The organism is Rhizobacter koreensis (assembly GCF_013366375.1).
GTDB lineage: Bacteria > Pseudomonadota > Gammaproteobacteria > Burkholderiales > Burkholderiaceae_C > Schlegelella_A > Schlegelella_A koreensis.
On the sequence record NZ_JABWMJ010000005.1, the window covers coordinates 110,074 to 131,366 of the forward strand.

Here is a 21,293-nt window from a genome sequence, read left to right on the forward strand (position 1 = left end):
GGGTGAGGGCGCTTCGAGTAAGCTTGCGGCGCGTGCCGTACCGCTCATCGAACACCCGCTTGCCAGGTCATGGCTGACCCGCACCACGCCCGCGTCGCCCGCGGCGGCGACCGTGCCCCGATGCCGGCGCCCGAGCGCCGCACCCTGCTGCAGAAGCTGATCGAGTTCGTCCTGCCGGGGCCCGATTCGCGCGACCAGCTGATCGAGGCGCTCGCGGACGCCGAGCACAAGGAGCTGATCGAGCCCGAGTCGCGGATGATGCTCGAGGGCGTGATCCGGATGGCCGACATGACGGCGGGCGACGTCATGGTCGCCGCGCCGCACATGGACCAGCTCGACATCGACGCGCCGTACGAGGAGCTCCTGCGCACGGTGATCGCGACCGGCCACTCGCGCTTTCCGGTGTTCGAGGACCGCCGCGACAACGTGATCGGCATCCTGCTCACCAAGGACCTGCTCAAGCTGCAGCGCTCGCCCGGGCTCAACCTGCGCACCCTGCTGCGGCCGGCGGCCTTCATCCCCGAGTCGAAGAAGCTGAACGAGCTGCTGCGCGAGTTCCGCTCGAACCGCAACCACCTCGCGATCGTGATCGACGAGTTCGGCAGCACCGCCGGGCTGATCACCATCGAGGACGTGCTGGAAGAGATCGTCGGCGAGATCGAGGACGAGTTCGACGAGAAGGACGGCGAGTCGGGCATCTACACGCTCGCCGATGGCAGCCAGCGCGTCGCCGGCGACGTCGAGATCGACGCGGTCAACGAGGCGTTCGACGCCAGGCTGCCGACCGACGAGTTCGACACCATCGGCGGCCTCGTGGCCCAGGAGTTCGGACGCGTGCCGCGGCGCGGCGAGGCCGTCACGGTCGGCGGCCTCGTCTTTACGGTGATGCTGACGCGCGGCGGCGCCGTGCGCTGGTTCAAGGTCACCCGCGCACCCGAAGCGGCACTCGGCGCCGACGGCGCTTGAACGCGCCCGGCGCCCGCGCGCTCGCCGCCCCGCTGCAGCGTTCGATCCCGGCCTGGGCCGACGCGCTCGGCGTCGCTCTCGTCGGGGCGCTGCAGACGCTCTGCCACGTCCACACCGGGGCCTGGCCGCTGCACCTGGCCGCGATCGCGCTCCTCGCCTGGCGCGTCGCGGTCGCGACGCCACGCCGTGCCGCGCTGCTCGGGTTCGCGTTCGGCGTCGCCTGGCTCGCCGCCGGAACCTGGTGGCTCTTCGTCAGCATGCACCGCTATGGCGGGCTCCCGGCGCCGCTCGCAATCGCGGCCGTCGCGGCGCTGAGTGCGGCGCTGTCGCTGTACCTGGCGGCCGCGATGGGGCTCCACGCGCGCTGGCGCGCCGGGCCGGCGTGGCGGCGCAGCCTGCTGTTCGCCGCGCTCTGGCTGCTCGCCGAGCTCGCCCGTGGCGTCGTCTTCACCGGCTTTCCATGGGTGGCGAGCGGCTACGCGTATGTCGACGCGCCGCTCGCGGGACTAGCGCCCTGGCTCGGCGTGTACGGCATCGGCTTCGCGGCGGCAGCGCTGGCGGCGTTCATCGCCGAGCACCTGGTGGCGCCGGGTCAGGTCGGGCGCGCAGGCGTGGCGCCGCGAGACCTCGGCGCCGGCGGTGCCGCGGGCGCCGCGGCGCCGCCGGCAGCGGTCGCCGATCCTCGAGCGCGCGCGGCGGCCGCGAGCCGGCCGGCTCCGCTGCGCGCGCGCGTGCTGCCGCCGGTCGTCGCTGGCGTCGGCGTGCTCGCGCTCGGTGTCGTCGCCGGCCTTCCGACCTTCAGCGCGCCGAGCGGTCGCCTGTCGGTGAGCCTGCTGCAGGGCAACGTGCCGCAGGAGGAGAAGTTCGCGCAGGAGCACGTCGGCAATGCGCTGGCGTGGACCGCGCGAGCGCTGCACGCGGCGCGCGGCGAGCTCGTCGTCGGCCCGGAAACGGTGATCCCGCTGCTGCCGCAGCAGCTCGAGCCGGCGTTCTGGGACGAGCTGTTCGCGCCGTTCCGGAGCGGCACGCGCGCTGCGTTGCTCGGCGCGCCGATGGGCAGCGAGGCCGAGGGCTACACCAACTCGGCGCTCGGCGTGTCGATGGCGAGCGCGCGCCAGCCGGGCGGCGTGTACCGCTACGACAAGCACCACCTGGTGCCGTTCGGCGAGTTCATCCCGACCGGCTTCAAGTGGTTCACCCGGCTCATGAACATTCCGCTCGGCGACTTCAACCGCGGCCCGCTCGGCGCGCCGGCGTTCGCGGTCGGCGCCGAGCGCGTCGCCCCGAACATCTGTTACGAGGACCTGTTCGGCGAAGAACTCGCGGTGCATTTCGTCGAAGGCCGCGAGGCGCCGACGATCCTCGCCAACCTCAGCAACATCGGCTGGTTCGGCCGCACCGTGGCGGTCGAGCAGCACCTGCAGATCTCGCGCATGCGCACGCTCGAGCTCGAGCGGCCGATGCTGCGCGCGACCAACACCGGCACCACGGCCGTCATCGACCACCGCGGCGTCGTCACCGCACGCCTCGAGCCGTTCACCCAGGGCGTGCTCGATGCCAGCGTCGAAGGACGTACCGGAACGACGCCGTTCGCGTGGTGGGCGGGGCGTCTTGACCTCTGGCCGCTGTGGCTCGTCGGGGCCGCGCTCGCCCTGCTGCTCAGAGGGCGGAGCTCACGCTGACTGCACCCTAAAATCGCGCCGCTGCTTCGGGTTCGCCGGGGCCGATGGGACACGCGAGCCGATGCTGACCTTCCAGCAAATCATCCTGCGCCTGCAAGAGTACTGGGCGCGCCAAGGCTGTGCCTTGCTGCAGCCGTACGACATGGAAGTCGGCGCCGGTACCAGCCACACCGCGACCTTCCTGCGCGCGCTCGGGCCCGAGCCGTGGAAGGCCGCCTACGTGCAGCCGAGCCGGCGCCCCAAGGACGGCCGCTACGGCGACAACCCGAACCGGCTGCAGCACTACTACCAGTACCAGGTGCTGCTCAAGCCGGCACCAGCCGACATCCTCGACCTCTATCTCGGCTCGCTCGAGGCGCTCGGCTTCGACCTCAAGGCCAACGACATCCGCTTCGTCGAGGACGACTGGGAGAACCCGACGCTCGGCGCCTGGGGCCTCGGCTGGGAGGTCTGGCTGAACGGCATGGAAGTGACCCAGTTCACCTACTTCCAGCAGGTCGGCGGCATCGACTGCCGGCCCGCGAGCGGCGAGATCACCTACGGCCTCGAGCGCCTCGCGATGTACCTGCAGGGCGTCGACAACGTCTACAAGCTGACCTGGACCGAAGGTCTCAGCTATGGCGACGTCTACCACCAGAACGAGGTCGAGCAGAGCGCCTACAACTTCGAGCACAGCGACGTCGAGTTCCTGCTCACCGCCTTCGCGGCGCACGAGCGCCAGGCCAAGGCGCTGATCGAGTCCGAGCTCGCGCTGCCCGCGTACGAGCAGGTGCTCAAGGCGGCGCACGGCTTCAACCTGCTCGATGCGCGCGGTGCGATCAGCGTGACCGAGCGCGCCGCCTACATCGGCCGCATCCGCGCACTCGCCCGGGCGGTGGCGCAGAGCTACGTCGACAGCCGGGCACGCCTGGGCTTTCCGATGGCGCCGCCCGCATGGCGCGACGCCGCGCTGGCGCAGATCGAACAGCGCAAGGTGGCCACGGCATGAGCGCTTCCGCACGGCCGCCCGAAGGAAGCGCGCCCTCCCGCGGGGAGGTGGTTGCGCAGCGACCGGAGGGCTTCGAATGAGCGCCACCCAGAGCTTGCTGGTCGAACTGCAGGTCGAGGAACTGCCGCCCAAGGCGCTGAAGGCGCTCGGCGAGGCGTTCGCGACCGAGCTGGCGCGAGGTCTCGACGAACGACGCCTGCTCGCCGCCGGCTGGGTCGCGACGCCGTACGCGTCGCCGCGCCGGCTGGCGGTGCACGTCACGCAGGTACTCGCGATGTCGGCGCCGCGCGACCGCGTCGACAAGCTGATGCCGGCGAGCGTCGCGTTCGGCGCCGACGGCCAGCCCACCCCTGCGCTGCGCAAGCGGCTCGAGAAAGCCGGCCGCGCCGAGCTCGCCGACCAATGGCCCGGTCCCTGGGCGGGCACCGACCATTTGACGGTCGAGAGCGACGGCAAGACCGAGGTCTGCTTCCTGCACGTCACGACGCCGGGCGAGCCGCTCGCCGACGCGCTGCAGGCCGCGCTCGACGCCGCGATCGCGCGCCTGCCGGTGCCGAAGCAGATGCGCTACCAGCTCGCCGACGGCTGGACCAGCATCGACTTCGTGCGCCCGGTGCACGGCGTGATCGCGCTGCACGACAGCGTCGTGGTGCCGGTGCGCGCGCTCGGTCACGAAGCGGGTCGCACGACGCGCGGCCATCGCTTCGAGGCCGCGCGCCCGACGATCGAGATCCGCAGCGCCGACAGCTACGCCGGGCAGCTGCGCGACGAGGGCGCGGTGATCGCGAGCTTCGCCGAGCGACGCGCCGAGATCGTGCGCCAGCTCACCGCAGCCGCCGAGGTCGAGGGCCTCGCGCCGGTCGACGACGCCGCGCTGCTCGACGAGGTCACCGGCCTCGTCGAACGCCCGCACGTGCTGGTCTGCCGCTTCGAGGACGACTTCCTCGCGGTGCCGCCCGAGTGCCTGGTGCTGACCATGAAGGCGAACCAGAAGTACTTTCCGCTGCTCGACGCGGACGGGCGCCTCACCAACCGCTTTCTCGTCGTCAGCAACATCGACCCGGCCGACCCGAGCCGGGTGATCGAGGGCAACGAGCGCGTGGTGCGGCCGCGCCTGGCCGATGCCAAGTTCTTCTTCGACACCGACCGCAAGAAGACGCTGGCGTCGCGCGTCGAAGGGCTCGGCCGCATCGTCTATCACAACAAGCTCGGCACCCAGCTCGAGCGCACCGAGCGGGTTCGCGCGATCGCGCGCCGGCTCGCCGGGCAGGTCGCCGACGCGCGCGCGGCCGACGGCGCCAGCTTCGTCGGCCGCGTCGACCGCGCCGCCCAGCTCGCCAAGGCCGACCTGCTGAGCGACATGGTCGGCGAGTTCCCCGAGCTGCAGGGCATCATGGGGCGCTACTACGCGCTGCACGATGGCGAGCACCCCGACGTCGCGCAGGCGATCGAGGACCACTACAAGCCGCGTCAGGCCGGCGGCGAGCTGCCGGCATCGGGCGTGGCCGAGATCGTGGCGCTCGCCGACAAGGTCGAGACGCTGACGGGCCTGTTCGGCATCGGCCAGATCCCGACCGGCGACAAGGACCCGTTTGCGCTGCGCCGCCAGGCGATCGGCGTCATCCGCATCCTGATCGCGCGCGCCGATCTCGGCCTTGACGCGGTGCTCGAAGCCGGCCTGTCCGCGTTCGGCGGCAGCGTCGCCGGTCGCGCTGCCGAGCTGCGCGCGTTCATCGGCGAGCGGCTCGCCGGTCTGATGGCCGACGCCGGCTACAGCCGCGCCGAATGCGACGCGGTGCTGAGCGCGGCGCCCGACCAGCTCGCCGAGGTGCCGCGCCGGCTCGCGGCGGTGCAGGCGTTCCAGAAGCTGCTGGAGGCGCCGGCGCTCGCCGCCGCCAACAAGCGCGTCACCAACATCCTCCGGCAGAGCCGGGCCGCAGGCAGCGAGCCCGCCGCCGAGGTGGACGCGAGCCTCCTGGTCGAGCCGGCCGAGCGCGCCCTGGCCGACGCGGTCGCCGAGGTCGGCCCGGTGGCCGAGCGCCTGTTCGCCAGCGGCGACTACACCGGGTCGCTGTCGGCGCTCGCCGCGCTGAAGGTGCCGGTGGACGCCTTCTTCGACGCCGTGATGGTCAACGCCGACGACGCGCGCCTGCGCGCCAACCGCATCGCGCTGCTCGGCCGCCTCGCCGCGGCGATGAACCGCGTCGCCGACCTCTCGAAGCTCGCGGGCTGAGCGTTCCGACGATGCGGCATCTGGACGACGAGCACGGCGATCCCGCGTATCGCGGCGACCGCATGAAGCTCGTCATCCTCGACCGCGACGGCACGATCAACGAGGACCGCGAGGACTTCATCAAGTCGGCCGACGAGTGGGTGCCGCTGCCTGGCGCGCTCGAGGCGATCTCGCGCCTCAACCACGCCGGATGGCACACCGTGATCGCGACCAATCAGTCGGGCCTCGCGCGGGGCTTCTTCGACATGGCCGCGCTCAACGCGATCCACCTCGCGATGAACCAGGCACTCGCGCAGGTCGGCGGGCGCATCGACGCCGTGTTCTTCTGCCCGCACAACGCGAGCCAGGGCTGCCAGTGCAGGAAGCCCCTGCCGGGCCTGTTCCAGCTGATCAGCGAGCGCTACGGCGTGCAGATGAAGGACGTGCCGGTGGTCGGCGACTCGCTGCGCGACCTGCAGGCAGGCGCTGCGGTCGGCTGCGCGCCGCACCTGGTGCGCACCGGCAAGGCAGGCCGCCTCAGCGATGCCGAGATCGCCGAGATCGTCTCGCAGGTTCCGGGCACGCGCGTGCACGCCGACCTCGCCGCCTTTGCCGCGCACCTGATCCAGAGCGAGCGCGCGGCGCGAGGCAGCCTCGCCGAGGCAACCGACTCGTCGTTCGGCGGACTCACCTGATGCGCCACGCCCTCAACACGCTGCGCTCGGCCCTGTTCGTGCTCTTCATGGCGGTGACCGTGGTGCCGTGGGGCACGACCGTGGTGCTGTACTCGGTGGTCGCGCGCGGCGATCGCATCTACTGGCTGTGCGTGGGGTGGCTGCGCCTCGCGATCTGGGGCGCGCGCGTGATCTGCGGCGTGCGGGCGCGCCTGCACGGCGTCGAGAACCTGCCCGACGAGCCGGTGATCCTGCTGCCCAAGCACCAGTCGACGTGGGAGACCTTCGCGTTCCCCACGTTGATGAAGCATCCGCTCTGCTACGTGTTCAAGCGCGAGCTGCTCTACATCCCGTTCTTCGGCTGGGCGATGGCGCGCATGGACATGATCCACATCGACCGCAGCCGGCGCGCCGACGCGTGGAACCGCATCGCCGAGCAGGGCCGCCGCTTCATGCAGATGGGTCATTGGGTGATCATGTTTCCCGAAGGCACGCGCGCGCCGCGCGGCGGCAAAGGCACCTACAAGGCCGGCGGCACGCGCCTCGCGGTCGAGACGGGTCGCCCGGTGCTGCCGATCGCCGTGACGTCGGCGCGCTGCTGGCCGCGCAAGTCGTTCGTGCTGCAGCCGGGCGTGATCGACGTCTCGTACGGCAAGCCGATCCCCTCGGTGGGCCGCGAGGCGGGCGAGCTGATGCGCGAAGTCGAGGTCTGGATCGAGGCCGAGATGCGCCGGCTCGACCCCGAGGCGTATCCGGCCGCGGTGCCGGCCGGCTCGCTGGCCGGCGAGGCGCCCAGCGTGCGATGAGCGCGCGCCCCGCGGGCGGCGGCGCGCTGCAGCGGGAGCTGTTCGAGGGGCTCGCCGAGGCGGCGTCGATCGCGGAGGAAGACCTCCTCCGCTTCGCGGAGGAGGAACTGGCGCCGACCGCTTGGCCGCCGGCGCCCGAGCCCGGCGGGCTCGGCTCGCCTTCGACGGAGTCGGACGACGACGACGCCGATTCGGCCGAGTCCGACGAACTCGACGACCCCGATGTTCCCGCGGCGGCGGCGATCTTCCGCCACCCCGCAGCCAATCGCGAGATCCGCCTCGGCGGCCACGCGATCGGTTATGCCCTGACGCGTGCATCGCGGCGCAGCGTCGGCCTGCAGATTGGCGCCGAGGGCCTCAGCGTGCGCGCGCCGCGCTGGGTCGCGGTCGCTGACATCGAGTCGGTGCTGCACGCCAAGGCGAGCTGGATCGTTCGCAAGCTCGACGAGCAGCAGCAGAGCGCCGCCGGACGTGCGGCGGCCCGCATCGACTGGCACGACGGCGTCGCGATCCCGTATCTCGGCGGCGTGCTGACCGTGCGGCTCGCCGGCGCAGCGGCGCCCGTGCGTCGGGCCCGATCACGCGCCGTGGCAATGGTCGGACCGAACGATGCCGATGCCGCGAACGTCGCGACATCGGCTGCAGCGGCGCCGCAGGGCTCGACCCTGCGGCTGCCGCTGTGCACCGACGCTGCACCCGAGCAGATCGGCGCCGCGGTGCGCACGTGGCTGCGCGAGGCCGCGCGCGAGCTGTTCGAGGCCCGTCTTGCGCACTACGCCCCGCGCCTGGGCGTGCGACCGACGCGGCTCACCCTGTCGTCGGCGCGCACGCGCTGGGGCAGCGCGAGCGCCAGCGGCGCGATCCGCCTCAACTGGCGTCTGGTCCACTTCGAGATCGAAACGATCGACTACGTGGTCGTTCACGAGCTCGCGCACCTGCGCGAGATGAACCACGGGCCTCGTTTCTGGGCCATCGTGGCGTCGGTGATCCCCGACGTCGCCGCGGCGCGCCGTACCCTCAGGACCGACGCGCTGCCGGCGCTCGACTGAGCCGCGCGTCAGCGCCTGGCGAAGCGGTACACGCCGCTTTCGAGGCGGCGCTCGAGCCGGCCGTCGAGCCAGAGCGCGTGCAGGTGAGCGATCGACTCGCCCATCGCGAAGGTGGTCTGGTGCAGGTCGAGCGGGCGCTTGAACAGCAGCATCAGCAGGTCGGCCGCACTCTGCGGTGCGCGCGCACAGGCGTCGAGCACATCGGCGAAGCGCTCGGCATGGTGGCGCTGCAGCTGGTCGATGCGCGTGTGCAGGCCCTTGAACGGCAGGCCGTGCGAGGGCAGCACCAGCGCGTCGGCCGGCAACGCGCGCATCTTCTCGATCGATCCGAGGTAGAGCGCGAGCGGATTGCCTTCGGGCTCGACGTCGATCACGCTGACGTTGGTCGAGATGCGCGGCAGCACCATGTCGCCGCTGATCAGCACGTTGCGCGCGCGGTTGAAGAGCGCCATGTGCTCGGGGGCGTGGCCATAGCCCGCGAAGCACGTCCACTCGGTGCCCTCGGGACCGTTGCCGATGCGGACCACGCCGCCGTCGACGAGGCGGCGGAACGTGGCCGGCACCTGCGGCACCAGCTTCACGTAATAGTCGCTGCGCGCGGCGATCTGTTCGAGCGCGGCCGGGTCCGAGAGGCCGTGGCTCGCCATGAAGGCGGCCGACTCGGCGCCGCCGAAACCGGCCAGGCCTCGGCACGCGAGGAGCGCGGTGTTGTAGTCGGTCGCGCTGATCCACAACCGCGCGTTCCAGCGCTCGGTGAGCCAGTGGGCGAGGCCGATGTGGTCGGGGTGCATGTGGGTCACGACCACGCGCAGCACCGGCAGGCCGCCCAACTCGTTCGCGAACACCTTCTCCCAGGCGGCGCGCGTGGTCGCGCTCGCGATCCCGCAGTCGACCACGGTCCAGCCCTCGCGGACGCGGCCGTCGTCGTCGATGCGGTCGCGCAGCAGCCAGAGGTTGACATGGTTGAGCGCGAACGGGAGCGTCATCCGGACCCAGCGGATGCCGGGCAGCAGCTCGATCGAGCGACCGAGCTCCGGCACGGCCTCGCCGTGCGCGTAGTCGAGTTCGCGTTCGAGTTCGTTCATGCGGGGCATCCCTTACACTTTTCGGCCCTGGTCCCGGGTCGGTCCGAGTGTAGGCATCGGTGCCGTGCGCTGCCGGCGCGGGGGCTTGGTGGAGAACCCATGAGCAACCTGCCCGGACTCGATTTCCAGCTCGGCGACGACATCGACGCCCTGCGCGAGGCGGTCCGCGAGTTCGCCGCCGCCGAGATCGCGCCGCGCGCCGCCGAGATCGATCGCAGCGACCAGTTCCCGATGGACCTTTGGCCCAAGCTCGGCGCGCTCGGCGTGCTCGGCGTCACGGTCGGCGAGGAATACGGCGGTGCCGGTCTCGGCTACCTCGCGCACATGGTCGCGATGGAGGAGATCAGCCGCGCCAGCGCATCCGTGGGCCTGTCGTACGGCGCGCATTCGAACCTCTGCGTCAACCAGATCCGCCGCAACGGCAACGCCGCGCAGCGCGCAAAGTACCTGCCCAGGCTGATCTCCGGGGAGCACGTCGGCGCGCTCGCGATGAGCGAGCCCGGCGCCGGCTCCGACGTGCTGTCGATGAAGCTCAAGGCCTGCGAACGCGGCGGCGTGTTCGTGCTGAGCGGCAGCAAGATGTGGATCACCAACGGCCCCGACGCCGACACGCTGGTCGTCTACGCAAAGACCGAGCCCGAGCTCGGCGCGCGCGGCGTCACCGCGTTCATTGTCGAGAAGGGCATGCCCGGGTTCTCGGTCGCGCAGAAGCTCGACAAGCTCGGCATGCGCGGCAGTCACACCGGCGAGCTGGTGTTCCGCGACGTCGAGGTGCCGGCCGAGAACGTGCTCGGTGCGCTCAACGGCGGCGCCAAGGTGCTGATGAGCGGGCTCGACTACGAGCGCGCGGTGCTCGCCGCCGGGCCGATCGGCATCATGCAGGCGGTGATGGACAGCGTCGTCCCGTACACGCACGACCGCAGGCAGTTTGGCCAGTCGATCGGCGAGTTCCAGCTGATCCAGGGCAAGCTCGCCGACATGTATACCGTGCTGCAGGCGGCGCGCGCGTTCTGCTACACGGTGGGCAAGAACCTCGACACGCTCGGCGCCGAGCACGTGCGCCGGGTGCGCAAGGATTGCGCAAGCGTGATCCTCTGGTGTGCCGAGAAGGCGACCTGGATGGCCGGCGAGGGCATCCAGATCTTCGGCGGCAACGGCTACATCAACGACTATCCGCTCGGGCGCCTCTGGCGCGATGCCAAGCTCTACGAGATCGGCGCCGGCACCTCCGAGATCCGCCGCATGCTGATCGGCCGCGAGCTGTTCGCCGAAACGATGTGACGCCATGAACGAGAACCCGACCCCCACCGATCGCCCGATGAACGACCTGGAAGAGCTGTTCGAGAAGAACCGCGAATGGGCGCGCGAGACCGAGGCCACCAAGCCCGGCTTCTTCTCGCGCCTGCTGCAGCAGCAGGCCCCGCAATACCTGTGGATCGGCTGCGCCGACAGCCGCGTGCCGGCCAACGAGATCCTCGGCCTCTTGCCGGGCGACGTCTTCGTGCACCGCAACGTCGCGAACGTGGTGGTCCATTCGGACCTCAACGCGCTGAGCGTCATGCAGTTCGCGATCGACATCCTGGCGGTCAAGCACATCTTCGTGGTCGGCCACTACGGCTGCGGCGGCGTCACCGCGGCGCTGCACGACCGTCGCGTCGGCCTCGCCGACAACTGGATCCGGCACGTCAAGGACGTGCGCAACAAGCACTGGGACGTCCTCGCCGAGATCACCGACCCGGCGCTGCAGGTCGATGCGCTCTGCGAGCTGAACGTGCTCGAGCAGGTGCACCACGTGTGCAGCACCACGGTCGTGCAGGACGCGTGGTCGCGCGGCGCTGCGCTCATCGTCCACGGCTGGGTGTACGGCCTGCACGATGGCCTGCTGGTCGACCTCTCGATCAGCGCCGGCAACGCCGAGGCCGTCGAGACGGCATACCAGTCGGCACTCGAGGCACTCAGGGAGCGCTACGCGCACGAGCAGCGCACGCCGCAGGAGACGCGGCGGCGCGCCGCGAGCAACGCGGCGCTGAAGGCGATCGGGGCGGTGCGCGCGGCGACGCCGCGCTGACGATGAACGCACGCGCCTTCCCGCCGGCGCTCACCGACACCCGCGCGTCCGAGATCGCGCAGGCGCTGCTCGAGGGCTTCGATCGTCACTACCGCCTGTTCCGGCAGACCGGCGCGGAAGCCAAGCAGCGCTTCGAGCGTGCCGACTGGCATGGCCAGCAGCGCGCGCAGCGCGAGCGGATCGAGTTCTACGACGTCCGCGTCGACGAGGCCGCCGAGCGCCTGCAGAACGAGTACCAGGCGGCGTCGCTCACCGGCGACGTGTGGCAGCAGGTCAAGCTGCACTACATCGGCCTCCTGATCGACCATCGGCAACCCGAGCTCGCCGAGACCTTCTTCAACTCGGTGACCACGAAGATCCTGCACCGCAGCTACTTCCATAACGACTTCATCTTCGTGCGGCCGGCGGTCTCGACCGAGTACATCGAGACCGACGAGCCGGCGGCGCTGCCGACCTACCGCGCCTATTACCCGACGCAGGAGACGATGCGCGAGACGTGGCTGCGCATCTTCGACAACCTGCAGCTCGAGTGCGAGTTCGAGGACCTCGAGCGCGACATCGACGCGGTGCTCGCGGCGATCGCCGACCAGATCGGCGAGTTCCGCATGCGCACCAACTTCCAGATCCAGGTGCTGTCGTCGCTGTTCTACCGGAACAAGGGCGCCTACCTGGTCGGCAAGATCGTCAACGGCTTCAACGAACTGCCGTTCGCATTGCCGATCCTGCACCGGCGCCAGCCCGATGCGGAGACGGCCGCGACGGACGCCCCCGGCACGCGCCGCAGCCGCTGGCAGCCCGGCACGCGGGCCGCCGACGCGCCGCCGACCAAGCTCGTGATCGACACCGCGCTGTTCGGCGCCGACGACCTGCTGCTGCTGTTCAGCTTCGCGCACGCCTACTTCATGGTCGTGATGGAAGTGCCGTCGGCGTACGTGCAGTTCCTGCACTCGATGATGCCGGACAAGCCGCGCTCGGAGATCTACAGCGCGCTCGGCCTGCAGAAGCAAGGCAAGAACGCGTTCTATCGCGACCTGCTCAGCCACATGCGGCATTCGTCGGACCAGTTCCGCATCGCGCCCGGCATCAAGGGCATGGTGATGCTGGTGTTCGACCTGCCGAGCTTCCCGTACGTGTTCAAGGTCATCAAGGACTTCTACCCCGAGCAGAAGGACACCACGCGCGAGAAGATCAAGTCGAAGTACCGGCTGGTGAAGCAGCACGATCGCGTCGGCCGCATGGCCGACACGCTCGAGTACAGCAATGTGGCGTTCCCGCGCGCGCGCTTCGAGCCCGAGCTCGTCGCCGAGCTGCGCCACTTCTGCCCGAGCCTGCTCGAGGACGACGGCGACGCGCTGGTCATCCGGCACGTGTACATCGAGCGCCGCATGGTGCCGCTCAACATCTACCTGCAGGACGCGCGGCCCGAGCAGATCGAGCACGCCGTCGTCGAGTACGGCAACGCGATCAAGGACCTGGTCGCGGCCAACATCTTTCCCGGCGACATGCTGTGGAAGAACTTCGGCGTGACGCGCCACGCCAAGGTCGTGTTCTACGACTACGACGAGATCGAATACCTCACCGACTGCAACTTCCGCAAGGTACCCGAGCCGCGCAACGAGGAGGAAGAGATGTCGGGCGAGGTCTGGTACCGGGTCGGTCCGAAGGACGTGTTCCCCGAGACCTTCGGCCCGTTCCTGCTCGGCAACGCGGCGGTGCGCGAGGTCTTCATGGCGCATCACGCCGACCTGCTCGACGCCGCGTTCTGGCAGGGTCACAAGGAACGCATCCTTGCCGGCGACGTGCACGACGTCTTCCCGTACGACGAGGCGCGCCGCTTCGAGGTGCGCCGTCAGCTCGCCGCCGGCTGACTTCACCGAACCGCGAGGAGATCCGCATGAGCGATTCCATCGTCATCGTCTCGGCCGCGCGCACGCCGATCGGCGGGCTGCTCGGCGACTTCAGCGCGCTCGCCGCGCATCAGCTCGGCAGCGTCGCGATCCGTGCCGCGGTCGAGCGTGCGGGCGTCCCGGTCGACGCTGTCGACGAGGTGCTGATGGGCAACTGCCTGATGGCCGGACAGGGCCAGGCGCCGGCGCGCCAGGCGACGCTCGGCGCCGGGCTGCCAAACTCGGTCGGCGCGGTCACGCTCTCGAAGATGTGCGGCTCCGGCATGCGCGCGCTGATGTTCGCGCACGACATGCTGCTCGCGCAGTCGGCCGAGGTGGTGGTCGCCGGCGGCATGGAGAGCATGACCAACGCGCCGCACCTCACCTTCATGCGGAAGGGCGTCAAGTACGGCGCGACCGCCGCTTACGACCACATGGCGCTCGACGGCCTCGAAGACGCCTACGAGAAGCTGCCCGGCGGCGTCGGCAAGGCCATGGGCGTGTTCGCCGAGGAATGCGTTGCCGAGTACCGGTTCGGTCGCGACGCCATGGATCGCTTCGCGATCACGTCGACCGAGCGCGCGAAGAGAGCCAACGAGGACGGCAGCTTCGACTGGGAGATCGCCCCGGTCGCGCTGCGGGGCAAGGGCGGCGAGACGCTGGTGCGCCACGACGAGCAGCCGTTCAAGGCCAAGCTCGACAAGATCGCGGGCCTGAAGCCCGCGTTTCTGAAGGAAGGCACGATCACCGCGGCCACCGCGTCGAGCATCTCCGATGGCGCGGCCGCGCTGGTGTTGATGCGCGAGAGCCACGCCTCCGCGCTCGGCTGCACGCCGCTCGCCCGCATCCACGCGCATTCGGTGCACGCGCAGGCGCCGAACCGCTTCGCCACCGCGCCCGCGGGTGCGATCCGCAAGGTGCTCGCGCGTGCGGGCTGGAGTGCCTCCGACGTCGACCTCTGGGAGGTCAACGAGGCATTCGCCGCGGTCACGCTGGCCGCGATGAGCGAGTTCGGGCTGCCGCACGACGTCGTCAACGTGCACGGCGGCGCGGTCGCGCTCGGCCACCCGATCGGCGCGAGCGGCGCGCGCATCGTCGTCACGCTGCTTGGCGCGCTGCGCAAGGCCGGCGCCCGCAAGGGCGTCGCCGCGCTCTGCATCGGCGGCGGCGAGGCGACCGCGCTCGCGATCGAACGCCTCTGAATCGATCGCCGCCGGCCACCGGCGCGACGCTTGCCAGGGCCGACGGCATCCCAGCCTCAAAGGTCAGACCATGAACGTTCTCGTCATCGGCGCATCGCGCGGCATCGGCTTCGAATTCGTGCGGCAGTACCGCGCCGAGGGTGCGACAGTCACCGCCAGCGCACGCAACAACGCCGGCCTCGAGCGCATCCGCGGGCTCGGCGCCGACGCCTCGACGCTCGACGTGACCGACCCGGCGAGCGGCAGCGCGTTCGCAGCCGGGCTCCAGGGCCGCCGCTTCGACGTCATCGTGGTAAACGCCGGCGTCATCGGCGGCCGCGTCGATCCGCCGGCGGTGCCCGAGCAGGCCGACTTCGACCACGTGATGCGCACCAACGTGCTCGGGCCGATGCGCATGATCTCGCTGGTCGCGCCGATGCTCGCACCGGGCGGTCGGCTCGCCGTGCTGTCGTCGCGCATGGCGTCGATCGGCAGCCGCACCAGCGCCGCGAACTGGCTCTACCGTGCCTCCAAGGCGGCGCTCAACTCGGTGCTGATGGACGCCGCGCTGGTGCTCGGCGAGCGCGCGACCTGCGTCGCGCTGCACCCGGGCTGGGTGCGAACCGACATGGGCGGGAGCAGCGCCGACATCGACGTCGAGACCAGCGTCTCCGGCATGCGTCGCGTGATCGCCGCGCTGGTGCCGGGCGAGCGCTGCAGCTTCCGCAACTACGACGGCGAGACGATCCCCTGGTAGGCGCGCGTTGTACGCTGGCTTGACGCCGTGTGTACAACGAATCCAATCGGTGATAACGCGGGGTTCCGGCGCGTGCGCCAGGTGGCTACAACCGCTCGGTGACCCCGCGCGCCGCGCGGGCCGAGCCCACGCAACGCGGCTCGCCGACGCCGCGAGGAGACACCGATGACACAGCGATCGTTCCGACACTTCTGCCTCGCCGCGATCGGCGCGGCTGCGCTCGCGGCCTGCGGTGGCGGCGGCGGCGATGACGACGACGGACCGGTCCTGCAGACGCTGTCGTCACGCCCCGAGCTCGTCTCGGGCGGCGACGTGCTCGTCGAGGCCGCGCTCACCGAGCCCTCGCAGCCGCTCAAGGCAACGCTGAACGGCAGCGACGTCTCGGCGTCGTTCAAGGCCGACCCGAGCCGGCCCGGCCGTTTGGTCGCGCTGCTGACCGGGCTCAAGGTCGGCACCAACGAACTCGTCGCGAGCAACGGCGGCGACTCGACGACCCTGCAGCTCACCAACTACCCGATCACCGGGCCGATGATCTCGGGCCCGCACGAGACGCCGTTCGTCTGCAAGACGCAGGACTTCGCGATGCCGACCGGCGGCACCCTCGGGAACGCGCTCGATGCCAACTGCAGCGTCGCGACGCGCGTGCAGTACCTCTATCGCACCAGCGACACCAACCAGTTCGTCGCCCTGCCGACGCCGACCACCCGGCCCGCGAACCTGGCGATGGCCACCACCAACACCGGCAAGCGGGTGCCGTACATCGTGCGACTCGAGACCGGCACGATCAACCGCTCGATCTACCAGACGGCGATCCTGCACGACCCCGTCAACGACCCGGCCCCGGGGCCGCTCGCCAGGCCTGCCGGCTGGAACGGCAAGCTGATCTATCCGCTCGGCGGCGGCTGCCAAGGCGGCTGGTACACGCAGGGGCCGAGCCTCGTGACGCCGCTCAACGACAGCTATCTCAGCAACGGCTACGGCGTCGCGACGGCGACGCTCAACACCTTCGGGAACAACTGCAACGACCTGCTCTCGTCCGAGACCATCCTGATGGTCAAGGAGCGCTTCGTCGAGAGCTACGGCGTGCCGACCTTCACCATCGGCACCGGCAGCTCGGGCGGTGCCTACCAGAGCAACCACACCGCCGACAACTACCCGGGCACCTTCGACGGCATCGTCACCACCAACAGCTTCCCCGACGCGCTCACGGGAATGATCGGGCTCGGCGACGCCCGCCTGCTCGACATCTACTTCAACACCAAGCGCGCCGGGCAGTTCAGCGCCGACCAGCAGCGCGCCGTGTCGGGCTTCCGGCAGCTCAACGAGATCGCCTTCCTGAGCGATCGCACCGGCACCTCCGGCACCTCGGCGCGCCGCATGGACCCGACCGCGGTCTACCAGGACGGCACCCTCAATGCGGGCGTCGGCCGCAACTTCCGCTACGACCCGGCGACCAACCCCACCGGTGCGCGCGCGACGGTGTACGACCACACCGTCAACGTCTACGGAAAGATCGCCGGCACGCCCGGCTTCGCGCAGCGCCCGCTCGACAACGTCGGCGTGCAGTACGGCCTCAAGGCGTTCAACGACGGCGTCATCACGTTCCAGCAGTTCCTCGACCTCAACCAGAACATCGGCGGCTTCGACATCGACTTCAAGCCGACCGCGGCCCGCACGGTGTTCTATCCCGAGGCGACACGGCGGGCGTACGAGTCGGGGCGCGTGCTCTACACCGGCAACGGCATGGCGTCGATTCCCATCATCACGCGGCACGGCCTCGGCGACGCCGTGACCGGCGGCGACATCCACCTCAAGTACTGGGCGTTCTCGATCCGCGAGCGTCTGATCAAGGCCAACGGTCACGCCGACAACCAGGTGATCGTCGGATCGCGCGCGCCGGTCGAGCTGTTGATCGAGCAGATGGATCGGTGGCTGACCGCGGTCAAGGCCGACACCAGCAACCGCACCGCGATCCAGAAGGTCGTCGCCAACAAGCCGGCCGACGCCGTCGATGCGTGCTGGACCGCGGCAGGGCAGAAGATCGTCGAGCCGATGACGGCCTTCGGCAGCGGCCAGTGCAACACGATCGACCCGACCAGCTCGGCGCCCAACCTCGTCGCCGGCTCACCGCTCGCGGCCGACATCGTGAAGTGCCAGCTCAAGCCGGTCGCCGCGTCCGACTACAAGCAGACGCTCACGGCGGCACAGCTGCAGCAGATCGCCGCGGCGTTCCCCGGCGGTGTGTGCGACTGGAGCAAGCCCGGCGTCGAACAGCGGCCCGCCAAGCCGTGGGTCTCGTTCGGCCCGTCGCCGGTCAACCTGATGTTCGATGTGACGAAGTAGCGCGCGAAGCGCCGGCCAGCCCGGCGTCGTTCAGCTGTCGAGCGAGGCGGTCCGCAGCGACCCCCTCGCTTTCTTTTTTGCTGCACGTGCTGGAGTCATCGGCCCGAGAAGGAAGTGACGCTGGAAGCCACTCGCTCTTGCTGTCGGCAACTTTTACACGGACTCGTTTCACAACAACACATCGCGTTACGCATCAACGACTTGGCGCGCTGGCACGGATCTCGCGCCAGCGCGGGCCGCAGGCCGATTCCAACCAACCCCAAGGCCTGTACTACGGAGTTCTTGATGCAACAAAACATTCGTTTCGGGTGCCTCGCTGCGGCACTCTTCTTCGCGGTTCCGCTCGTTCACGCGGCGCCCTACACCCTCAGCACCGGCAGCGGCGACGGCAGCGTGACGCTCGGCGTCGACGGCTACGGCTCGTTCGGCGGCAGCGTGGGTTCCGACGCCACGGATGCGGTCTACAACCCGATCGGCAGCCTCGGCGCAGCCGGAACCTCGTACGAGTCGGCCGTGGCCATTCGCTTCGGCACCACCGGTTCGCGCCAATTCCTGACTTCCGGCGACATCGGCGGAAGCAGCGGTCTGACCAACCCCCTGGTCACCGGATCGGGCACTGCGGGCAGCAGCAGCTTCACGTTCGGCGGGCTGAGCTTCTCGCTCCAGCAGACGCTCGCGACCCTGACCAGCGGTTCGACCCAGACCGGCTCGCTGCTGACCCAGACGTACACGATCACCAACACGGGCAGCGCGGCCAGCGTGTTCGAGATGGTGCGCTACTTCGACGGCGACCTGGACTTCGACGGTTCGCTGATCGACGGCGGCGGTCGCATCATCCTCGATGGGCTGGAGGTGCTGTTCGAGACCGACACTGCAGCAGGAACGTCGACGGAGACCACGTTCGTCGGCATCACCGGCGAGGGCGGGACCAACGCAACCGGCCGCTATCAGGTCAGCGGGTACTCGGGTCTGCGCGGCAGCGTGCTCGCGGGTACGGCGCTCAACAACCTGATCCAGGGCGACAGCGCGGATGCCGACCAGTTCGTCGATGCGGGCGACGGCTACGACATCACGCTCGCGTTGGTCAACCAGTTCAACCTGGCCGCCGGCGGCACGGCGACGTACACCACGCGCACGATCTTCGGCAGCGGCGCGCCGGAAGACATCGTCGTGACCCCGCCGCCGGCCGGCACGGTGCCCGAGCCGGGCACGCTCGCACTGCTGCTCGCCGGCGCGGGCGCGCTGGCGCTGCGTCGCAAGCGCTGACCGGCACGACGGGCGGCAACCGTCCGTCGCGCCTCGGAAGGTGCCTGGCATGCCGGGCGCCTTCTTGAAAACCCGCGCGGCCCGCGCTGCGGTTCGCGTTAGGCTCGCCGCGGCGGGCAGCACTGCCCGCGCTCGGCCGCCGCTCGTGCGGCCGTTCGAACCGAGGTGTCCTCGATGAATGCTGCGCAGGCGATCGACTTCTACTTCGACCTCTCGTCGCCGTACTCGTACATCGCGTCCGAGTGGATCGATGCGGTCGCGGCGCGCCACGGTCGCACCGTCGAGTGGCACGCGATCCTGCTCGGTGCGACGTTCCAGGCCGCCGAGCTGAAGAGCCCCGTCTCCTACCCGCTCAAGCGCGAGTACTCGCTGCGCGACTTCGAGCGCTCGGCGCGTTTCGCCGGCGTGCCGATGACGATCCCGGCCAGGTTCCCGATCCCGACGCAGAACGCGGCGCGCGTGTTCTGGTGGCTCAAGTCGAGCGACCCGGGGCGCGCCAACGCGTGGGTGCGCGAGTGCATGCGCGCCTACTTCACGCGCGCGGTCGACCTCAGCGACCCTGCGGCACTCGAGCAGCTGGCCGGCCAGTTCGGTCTCGATGCCGAAGCCTGCGCGGCGGCATGGAACGACCCGACCTGGAAGGTGGCGCTCAAGAGCGCCAACGACGCCGCGATCGCGCGGGGCGTGTTCGGCGCGCCGTTCTTCGTCGTCGACGGCGAGCCGTTCTGGGGCAACGACCGGCGGGCGCAGATCGAGCGCTGGCTCGAGGCGGGCCCGTTCTGAACGCGCACGGGCACTCCGCCTGCCGGTGCGCGCGATCCGCGGCGCCGCCGCGCGCGACCGCTCGACGCCCATGAACCTCGACACCACTCAGCTGCTCGCCATCGCCGCCGCCATGGGCTGGGCCAGCGGCCTCAGGCTCTACGCGGTGCTGTTCCTCACCGGCCTCGCGGGCATGCTCGGCTGGGTCGAGCTGCCGCGCGGCCTCGTCCTGCTGCAGAACCCGTGGATGCTCGGCGCGAGCGGGTTCATGTTCGCGGCCGAATTCTTCGCCGACAAGATCCCGGTGGTCGACACGATCTGGGACGCGGTGCACACCTTCGTGCGCATTCCGGCCGGTGCCGCGCTTGCTGCATCGGTGTTCGGCGCCGACCAGGCGACGTGGGCCGGGGCCGCCGCGCTGCTCGGTGGCTCGCTCGCCGCCAGCAGCCACGTCGCCAAGGCGACCACGCGCGCGGCGGTCAACACCTCGCCGGAGCCGTTCTCGAACATCGGCATGTCGCTGCTGGGCGACGCCGCGGTCCCGGCGATGCTCGGCCTCGCGTTCACGCACCCGTTCATCGCGCTCACGGTGCTCGGCTTCGTGACGCTCGCGAGCCTGATCGCGATCGTCGTGCTGTTCCGTTTCCTGCGGGCGCGGCTGCGCCGCTGGCGTCGCCGCGGCCGCGCGCCGCAGCCGACCGACGCGGCGCCGCCGAGCCAGGTGGTCGGCTGAGCGCGCCGCTCGGAGCTCGAGTCGCGCCCTCGCGACGATCCGACGGCTTACTTCTCGACGAAGGCGCGCTCGATCACGTAGTGGCCGGCCTGGCCGATGCCGGCCGAGACGACGAAGCCGAGCGAGTCGAGCACCGAGCGCGTGTCTTTCAGCATCGCCGGGCCGCCGCAGATCATGGCGCGGTCGTGCTCGGGGTCGAGCTGCGGCAGGCCGAGGTCGCTGCACAGCTTGCCGTTGCCGATGAGGTCCGGCAGGCGCCCCTGGTTGCGGAACGGCTCGCGCGTGACCGTCGGGTAGTAGAGCAGCTGGTCGCGCACCTGCTCGCCGAGGTGGTCGTGCTGCGGCAGTTCGTGGGCGATCAGGTCGGCGTAGGCGAGCTCGTCGACCTTGCGCACGCCGTGCACCAGCACGACCTTCTGGAAGCGGTCGTAGGTGTCGGGGTCGCGGATGATGCTGAGGAATGGGGCGAGGCCCGTGCCGGTCGCGAACAGGTAGAGGTTGCGGCCGGGCAGCAGGTCGCTCAGCACCAGCGTGCCGGTGGGCTTGCGGCCGATCAGCACCGGGTCGCCCACCTGCAGGTGCTGCAGGCGCGAGGTGAGCGGGCCGTTCTGCACCTTGATGCTGAAGAACTCGAGGTGCTCCTCGTAGTGCGCGCTCGCGATCGAGTAGGCGCGCATCAGGGGCTTGCCGTCGACCTCGAGGCCGACCATCACGAAGTGGCCGCTTTCGAAGCGCAGGCTCGCGCCGCGGGTGCACGTGAACGTGAAGAGCGATTCGTTCCAGTGGTGAACGGAAAGGACTTTTTCGGTATCGAATGCCGCCATGCAGCGATGTT

Annotated in this window: 18 protein-coding genes; 16 read left to right on the top strand and 2 right to left on the bottom strand. The window is 70.3% G+C overall.

All coding sequences use genetic code 11. The features are described from left to right. The first annotated feature begins 69 nt into the window (after positions 1-69). The 7 genes from HQN59_RS12060 (at position 70) to HQN59_RS12090 (ending at position 8,377) form a co-directional block, all read left to right on the top strand. A complete protein-coding gene (locus tag HQN59_RS12060) occupies positions 70-966 on the top strand; it encodes a CorC family transporter (RefSeq protein ID WP_176069349.1) in 897 nt (298 codons plus the stop codon). Next, positions 963-2,648, top strand: coding sequence for an apolipoprotein N-acyltransferase (gene lnt / locus HQN59_RS12065; RefSeq protein WP_246294876.1), 1,686 nt, complete (start codon positions 963-965; stop codon positions 2,646-2,648). The genes HQN59_RS12060 and lnt overlap by 4 nt, the downstream gene beginning before the upstream one ends. A gap of 61 nt (positions 2,649-2,709) precedes the next feature. Beyond that, positions 2,710-3,636: a glycine--tRNA ligase subunit alpha gene (gene glyQ, locus HQN59_RS12070; RefSeq protein ID WP_176069350.1), complete on the top strand. Its 927-nt coding sequence runs from the start codon at positions 2,710-2,712 to the stop codon at positions 3,634-3,636. Between the two features lie 76 nt (positions 3,637-3,712). Next, positions 3,713-5,869, top strand: a complete 2,157-nt coding sequence (glyS, locus tag HQN59_RS12075) for a glycine--tRNA ligase subunit beta (RefSeq protein WP_176069351.1) — start codon at positions 3,713-3,715, stop codon at positions 5,867-5,869. A 62-nt stretch (positions 5,870-5,931) separates the two neighbouring features. Beyond that, on the top strand, positions 5,932-6,543 hold the full coding sequence (gene gmhB / locus HQN59_RS12080; protein WP_176069576.1) for a D-glycero-beta-D-manno-heptose 1,7-bisphosphate 7-phosphatase: 612 nt from the start codon (positions 5,932-5,934) through the stop codon (positions 6,541-6,543). Continuing rightward, positions 6,543-7,328, top strand: coding sequence for a lysophospholipid acyltransferase family protein (locus HQN59_RS12085; protein WP_176069352.1), 786 nt, complete (start codon positions 6,543-6,545; stop codon positions 7,326-7,328). Before gmhB ends, HQN59_RS12085 begins: the two co-directional genes overlap by 1 nt. Further along, positions 7,325-8,377, top strand: coding sequence for a M48 family metallopeptidase (locus HQN59_RS12090; RefSeq protein ID WP_176069353.1), 1,053 nt, complete (start codon positions 7,325-7,327; stop codon positions 8,375-8,377). Before HQN59_RS12085 ends, HQN59_RS12090 begins: the two co-directional genes overlap by 4 nt. A gap of 8 nt (positions 8,378-8,385) precedes the next feature. On the opposite strand, the gene HQN59_RS12095 is transcribed toward HQN59_RS12090, so the two are convergent. Beyond that, the gene (locus HQN59_RS12095) at positions 8,386-9,462 is read right to left on the bottom strand and encodes an MBL fold metallo-hydrolase (RefSeq protein ID WP_176069354.1); all 1,077 of its coding nucleotides are present in this window, start codon (positions 9,460-9,462) and stop codon (positions 8,386-8,388) included. A 99-nt stretch (positions 9,463-9,561) separates the two neighbouring features. On the opposite strand from HQN59_RS12095, the gene HQN59_RS12100 reads away from it, so the two are divergent. The 9 genes from HQN59_RS12100 (at position 9,562) to HQN59_RS12140 (ending at position 20,458) form a co-directional block, all read left to right on the top strand. After that, positions 9,562-10,743, top strand: coding sequence for an isovaleryl-CoA dehydrogenase (locus tag HQN59_RS12100; protein ID WP_176069355.1), 1,182 nt, complete (start codon positions 9,562-9,564; stop codon positions 10,741-10,743). A 4-nt stretch (positions 10,744-10,747) separates the two neighbouring features. After that, entirely contained in the window at positions 10,748-11,530 is a 783-nt protein-coding gene (gene can / locus HQN59_RS12105; protein WP_246294877.1) for a carbonate dehydratase, read from the top strand. Positions 11,531-11,532: 2 nt separating this feature from the next. Next, positions 11,533-13,398: a bifunctional isocitrate dehydrogenase kinase/phosphatase gene (gene aceK, locus HQN59_RS12110; protein ID WP_176069356.1), complete on the top strand. Its 1,866-nt coding sequence runs from the start codon at positions 11,533-11,535 to the stop codon at positions 13,396-13,398. Between the two features lie 26 nt (positions 13,399-13,424). Next, the gene (locus HQN59_RS12115; protein ID WP_176069357.1) at positions 13,425-14,618 is read left to right on the top strand and encodes an acetyl-CoA C-acyltransferase; all 1,194 of its coding nucleotides are present in this window, start codon (positions 13,425-13,427) and stop codon (positions 14,616-14,618) included. Between the two features lie 70 nt (positions 14,619-14,688). Then, positions 14,689-15,354, top strand: coding sequence for an SDR family oxidoreductase (locus tag HQN59_RS12120; RefSeq protein WP_176069358.1), 666 nt, complete (start codon positions 14,689-14,691; stop codon positions 15,352-15,354). 165 nt (positions 15,355-15,519) lie between these two features. Further along, positions 15,520-17,697 (top strand): DUF6351 family protein, encoded by a 2,178-nt coding sequence (locus tag HQN59_RS12125; RefSeq protein ID WP_176069359.1) that lies wholly within the window; start codon positions 15,520-15,522, stop codon positions 17,695-17,697. Positions 17,698-17,811: 114 nt separating this feature from the next. Next, positions 17,812-18,963 carry a PEP-CTERM sorting domain-containing protein gene (locus HQN59_RS12130; RefSeq protein WP_176069360.1) on the top strand — a complete coding sequence of 384 codons (1,152 nt, stop codon included), beginning with the start codon at positions 17,812-17,814 and terminating at the stop codon, positions 18,961-18,963. Between the two features lie 174 nt (positions 18,964-19,137). After that, entirely contained in the window at positions 19,138-19,746 is a 609-nt protein-coding gene (locus HQN59_RS12135; RefSeq protein ID WP_176069361.1) for a 2-hydroxychromene-2-carboxylate isomerase, read from the top strand. A gap of 70 nt (positions 19,747-19,816) precedes the next feature. Next, positions 19,817-20,458, top strand: coding sequence for a DUF4126 domain-containing protein (locus HQN59_RS12140; RefSeq protein ID WP_176069362.1), 642 nt, complete (start codon positions 19,817-19,819; stop codon positions 20,456-20,458). Positions 20,459-20,505: 47 nt separating this feature from the next. Here the strand turns inward: HQN59_RS12140 and HQN59_RS12145 are convergent, their stop codons facing one another. Beyond that, positions 20,506-21,282: a ferredoxin--NADP reductase gene (locus tag HQN59_RS12145; protein ID WP_176069363.1), complete on the bottom strand. Its 777-nt coding sequence runs from the start codon at positions 21,280-21,282 to the stop codon at positions 20,506-20,508. Positions 21,283-21,293: the final 11 nt, after the last annotated feature.

Excerpts from the sequence above, each read along its gene's own strand:
- gmhB (WP_176069576.1), top strand. The coding sequence starts at position 5,932 with ATGAAGCTCGTCATCCTCGACCGCGACGGCACGATCAACGAGGACCGC.
- HQN59_RS12120 (WP_176069358.1), top strand. The coding sequence starts at position 14,689 with ATGAACGTTCTCGTCATCGGCGCATCGCGCGGCATCGGCTTCGAATTC.
- HQN59_RS12090 (WP_176069353.1), top strand. The coding sequence starts at position 7,325 with ATGAGCGCGCGCCCCGCGGGCGGCGGCGCGCTGCAGCGGGAGCTGTTC.
- HQN59_RS12145 (WP_176069363.1), bottom strand. The coding sequence starts at position 21,282 with ATGGCGGCATTCGATACCGAAAAAGTCCTTTCCGTTCACCACTGGAAC.
- glyS (WP_176069351.1), top strand. The coding sequence starts at position 3,713 with ATGAGCGCCACCCAGAGCTTGCTGGTCGAACTGCAGGTCGAGGAACTG.
- HQN59_RS12125 (WP_176069359.1), top strand. The coding sequence starts at position 15,520 with ATGACACAGCGATCGTTCCGACACTTCTGCCTCGCCGCGATCGGCGCG.
- HQN59_RS12085 (WP_176069352.1), top strand. The coding sequence starts at position 6,543 with ATGCGCCACGCCCTCAACACGCTGCGCTCGGCCCTGTTCGTGCTCTTC.
- HQN59_RS12115 (WP_176069357.1), top strand. The coding sequence starts at position 13,425 with ATGAGCGATTCCATCGTCATCGTCTCGGCCGCGCGCACGCCGATCGGC.
- HQN59_RS12140 (WP_176069362.1), top strand. The coding sequence starts at position 19,817 with ATGAACCTCGACACCACTCAGCTGCTCGCCATCGCCGCCGCCATGGGC.
- can (WP_246294877.1), top strand. The coding sequence starts at position 10,748 with ATGAACGAGAACCCGACCCCCACCGATCGCCCGATGAACGACCTGGAA.
- HQN59_RS12095 (WP_176069354.1), bottom strand. The coding sequence starts at position 9,462 with ATGAACGAACTCGAACGCGAACTCGACTACGCGCACGGCGAGGCCGTG.
- HQN59_RS12060 (WP_176069349.1), top strand. The coding sequence starts at position 70 with ATGGCTGACCCGCACCACGCCCGCGTCGCCCGCGGCGGCGACCGTGCC.
- glyQ (WP_176069350.1), top strand. The coding sequence starts at position 2,710 with ATGCTGACCTTCCAGCAAATCATCCTGCGCCTGCAAGAGTACTGGGCG.
- aceK (WP_176069356.1), top strand. The coding sequence starts at position 11,533 with ATGAACGCACGCGCCTTCCCGCCGGCGCTCACCGACACCCGCGCGTCC.
- HQN59_RS12100 (WP_176069355.1), top strand. The coding sequence starts at position 9,562 with ATGAGCAACCTGCCCGGACTCGATTTCCAGCTCGGCGACGACATCGAC.
- HQN59_RS12135 (WP_176069361.1), top strand. The coding sequence starts at position 19,138 with ATGAATGCTGCGCAGGCGATCGACTTCTACTTCGACCTCTCGTCGCCG.